This is a genomic window from Sellimonas intestinalis (genome assembly GCF_001280875.1).
Lineage (GTDB): Bacteria > Bacillota > Clostridia > Lachnospirales > Lachnospiraceae > Sellimonas > Sellimonas intestinalis.
Window position 1 is genome coordinate 26,584 of the sequence record NZ_LGAJ01000016.1, and the last position, 9,189, is coordinate 35,772.

A 9,189-nucleotide genomic window follows, 5' to 3' on the forward strand; every position below is an offset into this window, starting at 1 on the left:
TCTCAGTTATGCAGAGCAATTTCCATTTCTTTGAGACCTAGCTTTACAGACCTGCATCTCATTGCGTTGGCCTTATGCGAACCAGTAACCGCTGTAGGTGTATTTGAAGACACGGTACCACCATGTCTCGCCGCTTCCGGTCAGGGTCTGGATCAGGTTGTGGTTCCTGTCAAATTCGCTGGTCTTGAACTTGCTTCCGCTGTTAATAATCAGATTGCCGCCGGTCTGCTGTACAGAGCTGACATATCCCGAATAGGTGACCGGGAGACTTTCCACCAGCTTAAAGGTACCGGCATTCTCATCGACGAGATATTTATAGTAGTAGGATTCGTCCCCCTCGGTACCGGAATACGTTCCATTGTAATGGTCATCCGTAGTGTAATCGTAGTCCCGGGTACTGATAGTAGCATTGTTGTTATTATACATCGTCAGATAGTATTGTCCCTGCGCGAGCTCATCGGAAGTTTCGTAGTCTACGCAGTGCTGTCCCGCCTGGAGAGTAAAATCGCCGGATTGGGAAAGAAGCAGGTTTTCATATCCGGTACCCTCCCAGAACTGATCGGAACTGATGAGGTAATCCACAGATGGATTGTCGTAAATGCCACTGATCTTGATAATACTGGATGTCTCCCTGGAACTAATAATCAGCGTATCGTCTCCCGCAAGACAGAGAGAATTGATATGCATCCAGTCCAGTTCGTCTTCCTCGTAGTCGATGGAGTGAAAGTACTCCTCAAAGAGATCCGCTAGGTCGATCAGTTCTGTGACCAATCCGTCCTCCAGGCTGACACTTACGATCCGGTCCTCTTCCGTGTTGGAAGCAGTGTCCGTGGCGAGGACGAGAAGATCATTCTGGCTACCAAAAATATAATCGTGGTGCAGCTTGTAATCACCCATTTCGTAGAGAGCGGTGATCTGGCTGTCAGCGTCAAGGGCCGCAATTTCATCAGCAGAAGTACTGTAATACATGGTATCCTCATCGAAAAGCAAACGGCAGCTTCGATAACTCTTGATGGGGATCTCACTTCTAAGCGTGCCGTTGTTGTCATAGACGAGGATAAAATCCACTTGCTCATTGTCTTCGCCGCTGCGGTTGCCAAGCATCGTATAGAGACCATCTGATAAAGCTTCACTGCTTTCGCCGTCGGTAACGGTAAGCTGGGCATTTTCGGAATCACCGAGAAGTTCCGGCGCTGTGTAGCTGAGGGTGAGTGTTTGGGTCTTAGCTCCGCTTTCGTCTGTCGTAGTCAATTTGATTGTATTCTTGGTTCCTGCAATCACGCCGATGATCTGATGTTCATGCTCGATTTCATAGCCGCCTGCCGCCGTCTGCGTAAAGTCTTCACAGCCATCGGCAGAGATAGTGTAGGAGAGGAGAGTTGGGGTATCTGTTGTAAAATATAGATAAAGTCCGGTCGTGTTGGTGCCATAAGGATCTGCAATGATAAGAGGATCTTCCAACGTATATTCCCTCTCCGATTTCAGATCTTCAATCTGATCAGAGATATCGGATTGATATTCCAGTGTATAAATGGTGTCAATATCCTCTTCGAAATCCAATGTAAGGATTCCCTGATTTTCTGCCTCAGAAGTCCCGGAAGGGGTGGACGCATCCTCAGATGTTCCGTTTGAACTGAAACAGGCAGATAACATCCAGCCGCTTAAAAAAATGCAAGGAATGATAGAAAAGTGTCTGGATTTTACTTTCACAAATATCACCTCCACTACTATGTTGCGATAAGTTTGTGAAAGCTTTGAAATTAATTCCTGAAATTTTTGTGATTTTTAAAAGTCAGCAGGAAGGCGGAGTGGATGATGACAAACACCGATCCTGCGTTATGTACCAGGGCGCCGACAACCGGATTTAAAATTCCAAGAATCGCCAGAACAATTGCAAAGAAATTCAGTGCCATGGAAAAAGTGAGATTACATTTGATTGTAAACATCATTTTTTTCGACAGAGCAATCAGATGCGGAAGCTCACGGATGTCGTCATTTACAAGGGCAATATCTGCCGCGTCCACAGCAATATCGCTCCCGATACCACCCATTGCAATTCCCACAAAAGCCTTTTTCAGAGATGGGGCATCGTTGATTCCATCCCCGATCATGCAGACCGGGAGATGTTGCTCCTGGGAGTATTCGATCCAGGAAAGTTTTTCTTCCGGCAGGCAGTCCGAGTAAATCTCATCGATGTGCAGAAGCGTACCAATGTGTGTGGCGGTATTTTTGTGATCTCCGGTGAGAAGAACCGGGGAGATACCCGTAGCGCGGACCGCATCAATGGTTCTGGCAGCATTTTCCCGCAGGGTGTCTGACAAAACAAGAAAGCCGGCCGCCTTGCCGGAAACAGAAACATAAATCACAGTACATCCCTCATCCCGATAGGAAGAAGTTTCCATAAGAAGTGTTTCGTAAGAGGGAATTTCGTAATCCTCCATAAACTGCCCGTTTCCTGCCAATACCGCCTGCCCATTTACCACGGCGGAGACGCCTCTGCCCGGAATCATCTGAAAATTTTCCGGTGAGACGGAAAGCATTTCATCGGTTTTCTGGAACTGGGAGACGACGGCTTTGCCGAGAGGATGCTCTGACCTCAGTTCTGCCGCTGCCGTCAGACGGTATAGGTCTCGATCGGAAAGTTCCGGAAGAATACTGTGGACGGTTTTCACGTGGAGATTCCCTTCCGTGAGGGTTCCGGTTTTGTCAAAGGCAATTTTTTTTACCATGGAAAGACGCTCCAGGGCATCTCCCTCGCGGACGAGGAAACCATGCCGGGTCGCATTCCCGATGGCAGCCATGATGGCGGTAGGGGTGGCGAGAACGAGAGCACACGGACAAAATACAACCAGAATCGTAACGGCCCGGATGATTTCTCCGGTAAAAAGCCAGGTAAGAGCCGCAGCCAAAAGGGCAATCACGACAATCCAGGTCGCAAAGCGGTCTGCTAGGCCGACGATCTTCGCTTTTCCGGCATCGGCAGACTGGATAAGGCGGATCATCCGCTGGATAGAGCTGTCCTCCCCGACTTTTAGCGCTTTCATATCAAAAGAGCCGTAAAGATTGACAGTACCGCTTGAGACCTCGTCTCCGACGCCCTTGTCAACGGGCAGGGATTCTCCGGTCATTACCGCCTGATTGATCGAAGTCGTTCCCGAAAGAATTTCGCCGTCCACCGGTACGGTTTCCCCAGGCAGGACACGGAGATGATCCCCGAAGCATACGTCGCTTGCGGGAATCATCTCCGTACCAACAGGAGTCAATCTGCGTGCTGTCCGGGGCGTGAGATGGATAAGTTTTTCAATGCCGGCGCGCGCCCGTGAGACCGTCAAATCCTCCAGAAGAGCTCCAAGCTGCATAATAAAAGCAACTTCTCCTGCGGCAAAGTCCTCACCGATTAACAGTGAGGCGATAAGAGCAAGTGAGACAAGGACATCAGCCTTGATGTCGAATGTTGTCACCAGTCCGATAATCGCTTCCAGAACAATTGGCACTCCGCACAAGATAACGGAAATCCAGGCCAGATCAAAAATAAATGGACGGATCTCAAAAAGACTTGCTAGCAGTGCTATCAGGGAAATGATCAGTAAGGTAATGTCTTTTTTTATACCGCCCCATTCCAGAATCCGTTCTAGTGTTTTCATAAAATATCTTTTCTCCCTTCCTTACCTCTGTAGGTATATAATAAAAAATTATACCTATAGGGGTATAGGTTGTCAAGAGAGAAAAAAGGAAAACAATCGATCCAGAACGGCCTCCCAATTAATCACATGAAACCAATTATCGATATAGCTGCTGCGTAAATTATGATATTTCAGGTAGTAAGCATGTTCCCAGACATCAAGTGGGAGAAGGGGGTAAAAACCACAGGTAAGCGGATTGTCCTGATTTGGGAGCGCGATGATTCCAAGAGAGCTGTCCGGACGCACAACCAGCCATGCGGCGCCGGAGCCGAACTGTCCCAGGGCAGCGGCTTTCATGTCTGCGAAAAACTGTTCTGCCGAATCATAGTAATCTAGAATTGCAGGAGCGATATCCTGTCCTGGAGGGGCCATCAGATCAAAATAGAGATCGTGGCTATAAGCCCCTCCCCCATTATTGCGGACGGCAGTCTGGAGCGGTTCCGGCAGAGATCCAAGTTCGGTTAGAAGCCTTGAGAGAGTCCAGGAATGGTACTGTGGGACATTCTGAAGTGCGTTGTTCAGATTATCTACATAGGTTTGGAAGTGTTTGTCGTGATGCAGATACATAGTCTCCCGATCGATAAACGGCTCCAGGGCATCATAAGGGTAGGGGAGCGGTGGGAGAACAAACGGGTATGTCATTTCTGTGATCAATCTAGTATACCTCCTTGTGTGTTCTATTGGTAATATAGTCAACTGCAGAGAAAGAAATGACAAAAACTCAGATATTTTTCAGATCATATTGGCAAAGCGCTCAACCGCCTTTGTAAACTTTGAAATTGTCTCATCCGCATCGCCGTGCTCAATTCCATCCCGGACGCAGTGCTGGATATGTCCTTCGAGCACTACCTGCCCTGCTCTATGAAGAGCAGATTTGGCAGCATTGATCTGAGAGAGAATGTCCTCACAGGGAATGTCTTCGTCGATCATCCGGTCGATCGCCTGGACCTGACCTATAATCTTCCTAAGACGTCGGTGAAGATTTTGGGAATCAATACATTGTTTCATGGGAAAGCCTCCTTCACTAATACTCTTACAAGAATATGTATTTTATTATTATCCGCTGAAATGAGAAGGGTGTCAAGTCAGGCCGGATAGAGATTGTAAATTTTTGATTTTTAAACAAAATTATGTGTAATTTGTTTTCTCTTATGGTATAATTCTGTTAAATAAAAACGAAAGGGGCGTTTCTTATGAAGTTGATTTTTGCGGTTGTACATGACGATGATACGAATAAAGCCGTCAGGCACCTGAACGAAAAGAGATACCGGGTTACAAAATTATCCAGTACCGGAGGTTTTCTGCGGAAGGGAAACACGACCCTGATGATTGGTGTGGAAGACGAACAGGTGGAGGAAGTCTTTGAGATCCTTCAAAAAGAGTGTGCGAAGAGAAAACAGGTGGAGGTAACCACTCCGTACCCGCAGGGGGATCTTTCCATGATTAGTTACTCTTACATTCCTATCACAGTTGAGGTCGGTGGAGCCACAGTATTTGTATTGAATGTAGAGCAGTTTAAGAAGATTTGATTTGCCGTACACAAAAGAGAGGCGCAAAGTTGACAAAACATGTCCCGGAAATACAAAATTCATGAAAAAAACCGGAAGGTTCGTGCAAAATGCTACGAGTCTTCCGGTTTTTTTAGATTGCATGTCGGATTTTTCTTGGGAAGCTCTGACATAAACCGATAAATTCGGCGTTTCCGCTATGATATGATGAGAAAAAATATGAATATGAGGTGAGAATATATGGAAAAACAGTTTCCAAAAAATGTACGGCAGATAGGAAATGTATGTGACAGCCCCAAAATTTATGTAGAAGATTATGTGGATACATTTCTGAACCAGCTTTGCGATAAAATGGAGGAAGAGCCCCAGGGTGCTTTTCTGATCGGTGAAAAAGGCCAGGTAGAGGATCAGGACTGTGTATACATATCCGGCGCCGTCAGGATATCGGAAATTGTAAAAAATGAAAGTAAACTTAATATTCCGGAGGCGGCTGTAGAAGCCGGTATGAAAGACTGTAAGGAATATTTCGGTAATCAGTCTTTGATCGGATGGTTTCTGATCGATCCATCCCGTGTCCCAGGTACTGATGAGAATCTGGAGGCGATCCATAAAAAATATTTTGCTGAAGAAAATACAATTTTTATTATGAAAGATCCAAAAGACCGGGATGAGAAATTTTATGCTTACAAATATGAAGAACTGATGGAGATCAACGGACATTATATTTATTATGAGAAAAATCCGGAAATGCAGAATTATATGATTTCCTCCCGAAAAGAAAACAAGATTACACCCAGTGAATCTATTACAGATCGAGCTGCGAAGGATTTTCGTAGTATCGTAAAAGCAAAACTTGAAAAGGCAGACCAGAAGCAGAATAATCGTTTCCTGTACGCAGCCAGCACCTTCCTGCTCATTGTGATTCTGATCATCGGAGTGACAATGGTAAACAATTATGATAAGATCAAAGCGGTTCAGACGTCTATTGATCAGATTACAAAGACTGTGGAAAAAGCGGAAAATGAAAAAGAAGCACAGGCAGCAGAAGGCAAAGTAACAACACAGGTGGAGGAAACTACAGAGGAGGAAACCGGTAAAACCGATACGGCAGGAACGACTCAGACACCGGACACAGACAGCAATGGAGAATATTACGTTGTGCAGCGAGGAGATACGCTCGCTACCATCAGCCAAAAGCTCTACGGTGACACCTCCCATATCGATGCCATTGCCCGCATGAACGGACTCACAAACGGGGATTTCATCTATATTGGCCAAAAACTGCTGTTGCCATAAGAAAAAGTATGTTATGATAATCAGAAATAGAACAGTATAAATAAAATACAAAGGGGAAAGCAAGATGAAGGATAAGAAGCAGGAGTCGTTCCATGTCATCCCACGGGTGGATGTCCCGGACCTTTCCGGAAAGAGAAGCTCTGTACGGATCAGACGGAAACCTGTCCGGAAGTCTCAGGTAGAAACATGGACCGTAAGACCTTCTATTGAGACACCGGATCAGGAAGAAAAGATTCCTGAGAAGAAGAGAAAACCATTGAGTGTCAGAGCAAAGAGAACCATCCGCAGGTGGATCGTCGTAGGGGTAGTGACGGCGGCGGTGGCTGTGTCGTACCTGACGATCACACTGCAGACTTACACAGGGATCGAGGTGGTGGAGCAGATACAGGAGGCGAGAGGCGGGAACAGCTTTTATGTAAGGTACGGGGAGAACATTTTAGGTTGTGACGCGGACAGCGTTTCTCTTTTCAATCTGGAGGGAAAGGAGCTTTGGAAAGAAAGTATTCAGTTTCAGAAGCCAATCATGGAGGTGAGCAGAAGTTCCGCCGCTGTGGCCGAGCTGAGGGGTAATGAGATTGCGGTATTCGGGGAAGACGGCTTGAGAGGACAGATAAAGACGACACTCCCGATAGAGAAAATGGCTGTTTCCAGTCAGGGGATCACGGCGGTAATTCTTGAAAATGGCGGAGCGCCCGTGATACAGTGTTTTGATGTGTCAGGAAATGTCCTGATTGAGTATAAAGTGTCAGCGGCTACAAGCGGCTATCCGGTGGATCTTGCATTGTCTCCGGACGGGACGAAACTTCTTGTCTCCTATATGATGACACAGAACAGTGAAGTTGATACACAGCTTGCCTACTATGATTTTGGAAATGAGCATAAAGATGGAGATTACCGGATCGGAGGCGGCACTTATGCAAACCAGTTGATGCCGACGGTATTTTTCAATTCTGAAGAGCAGTCGGTTGCGGTGGGGGACGGAGGATTCGTCATCTATGACGGAGCCGAGCCGAAAGAGAAGAAAAAGATTAGTATTGACAAGGAGATCCGAAGCATTGCTTACAATGAGGAATATCTGGCGTTTGTTTTGGCCGATGAGGGCTCTTCCGGCAGCGAGCTGCGGTTTTATGATTACAGTGGTGATGAGGTGGTATCAAAGGAATTCGAGGGTGACTATAGTAACATGAAGATTGATGACGGGCAGGTGATACTTTTTGATGGTGAGAGCGCGAGCATCTTTACAGAAGGCGGTATTCACCGGTTTGAAGGTACTGTGGGGGCAAATATCAAAGACCTGTTTGTCTTGAAAGGGATCAATAAATATTTATTGATGAGTGACAAAGGAACACAGAGAGTACGCCTGACAAAATAGGAGAACAGCATGAATTGGTTATTATATGGAACGATAGGAATTCTGGCGGTCGGAGTGATTGTAGGATATATGAAGGGGGCGCTGAGGATTGCGTTATCCCTTGCTGCCGCAGTAGCTACGTGGATTTTGGTTGTGATACTTACGCCGTACGCCGCGGATGCGGTCATCCAGTATACCCCTGTGGACGACTGGATTGAGGAGCGATGCGAAAGCGTTCTGACGGCAAATATGACGGAGGCGTTGAGAGAACAGACGGGGATCGAGACTCAGGCAAACGGTGAAGAAAACTTGGATCTTTCGGACTTGATGGACAGGCTTTCGGACATCGAGGTATCTAGACAGGAGCAGGCTGAGATCATCGAGAATTCTAATATACCGGAGATTTTCAAAGAATATCTGCAGGAAAATAATAATAAAGAAATATATGGTATGATTGGAGCAAACAGCTTCGCAGACTATATCGCAAAGGGGATCACACATTTGGTTGTACAGATTCTAACGGCGATCGTACTCTTCCTAGTGATTTCGATCGTACTCAAAATAATGATCTACATCCTGGATGTTGTATCGTGGCTTCCGATTATTGGTGGGATCAACCGGGTAGTCGGAGCAGTCCTTGGGTTTGCAATGGCGTTGATTTTGGTCTGGATCGTCTTTCTGATTTTTACGATGCTTTATACGACACAGGCAGGACAGGAAATTTTCAGACAGATCAATGGAAACGCTTTCCTGCGATTTTTGTTCCAGAACAATTATATATTGAAGATTCTTATGGGGCTTCGCTGATACGTGAAGCCTCTTTTATAAACTTTCTAAAATATTCATGCATAAAAGGAAGGCAACTGGATATTATATGACCTGGAATCAATAAAATTCTCTTTGGGTAAGAATGTTCCTGCTCGTATTTAGTTGAGATAGTCTGATTGTATATATGAAAAAGAAGGTAATGATTCCAAAATACAGCTCAGATTCGTGGCTTGCGCTGTTTTTCACTGCATACACAGATAAGTCTCCGTTTTTGCTAAGCGCCATATGTCTTGAAACACCGAAAATCTTCTACGGGCAAAATTGCGACAGATTTTTAGTATTTCAACCGTGCGGATGGCTAGCTATAAAAAGATAAAAAAAGTCGAAAAAAGAAGTTGACATTTATAAGCACAGATGATATGATATAACACGTTCCGCTGATAAGTGTCAGAACAAAACATCAAATGCAGATGTCTGGCCCGGGCGGATCCCGGATAGAGAGACCGGGACGCCGGATCAGAAAACTGGAAAAAAGATGAAAAAAACACTTGACACAGAGGAACAGATGTGATAATCTAATATA

Annotated in this window: 8 protein-coding genes; 4 read left to right on the forward strand and 4 right to left on the reverse strand. The window is 45.7% G+C overall.

The genetic code is table 11. From position 1 onward, the window contains the following. Positions 1-72: 72 nt before the first annotated feature. The 4 genes from AOA56_RS13850 to AOA56_RS13865 form a co-directional block, all read right to left on the reverse strand. Positions 73-1,710 (reverse strand): aryl-sulfate sulfotransferase, encoded by a 1,638-nt coding sequence (locus AOA56_RS13850; protein ID WP_024731506.1) that lies wholly within the window; start codon positions 1,708-1,710, stop codon positions 73-75. 50 nt (positions 1,711-1,760) lie between these two features. Continuing rightward, positions 1,761-3,644 (reverse strand): heavy metal translocating P-type ATPase, encoded by a 1,884-nt coding sequence (locus AOA56_RS13855; protein ID WP_053769913.1) that lies wholly within the window; start codon positions 3,642-3,644, stop codon positions 1,761-1,763. Between the two features lie 72 nt (positions 3,645-3,716). Next, the gene (locus tag AOA56_RS13860) at positions 3,717-4,337 is read right to left on the reverse strand and encodes a superoxide dismutase (protein ID WP_243237577.1); all 621 of its coding nucleotides are present in this window, start codon (positions 4,335-4,337) and stop codon (positions 3,717-3,719) included. A gap of 78 nt (positions 4,338-4,415) precedes the next feature. Continuing rightward, positions 4,416-4,691 carry a metal-sensing transcriptional repressor gene (locus AOA56_RS13865; protein ID WP_024731508.1) on the reverse strand — a complete coding sequence of 92 codons (276 nt, stop codon included), beginning with the start codon at positions 4,689-4,691 and terminating at the stop codon, positions 4,416-4,418. Positions 4,692-4,876: 185 nt separating this feature from the next. On the opposite strand from AOA56_RS13865, the gene AOA56_RS13870 reads away from it, so the two are divergent. The 4 genes from AOA56_RS13870 (at position 4,877) to AOA56_RS13885 (ending at position 8,645) form a co-directional block, all read left to right on the forward strand. Next, entirely contained in the window at positions 4,877-5,212 is a 336-nt protein-coding gene (locus tag AOA56_RS13870; protein WP_024731509.1) for a cyclic-di-AMP receptor, read from the forward strand. Between the two features lie 219 nt (positions 5,213-5,431). Then, positions 5,432-6,487, forward strand: coding sequence for a LysM peptidoglycan-binding domain-containing protein (locus AOA56_RS13875; RefSeq protein WP_024731510.1), 1,056 nt, complete (start codon positions 5,432-5,434; stop codon positions 6,485-6,487). A 64-nt stretch (positions 6,488-6,551) separates the two neighbouring features. Then, a complete protein-coding gene (locus AOA56_RS13880; RefSeq protein WP_024731511.1) occupies positions 6,552-7,859 on the forward strand; it encodes a DUF5711 family protein in 1,308 nt (435 codons plus the stop codon). Positions 7,860-7,868: 9 nt separating this feature from the next. After that, a complete protein-coding gene (locus tag AOA56_RS13885; RefSeq protein ID WP_024731512.1) occupies positions 7,869-8,645 on the forward strand; it encodes a CvpA family protein in 777 nt (258 codons plus the stop codon). Positions 8,646-9,189 lie beyond the last annotated feature (544 nt).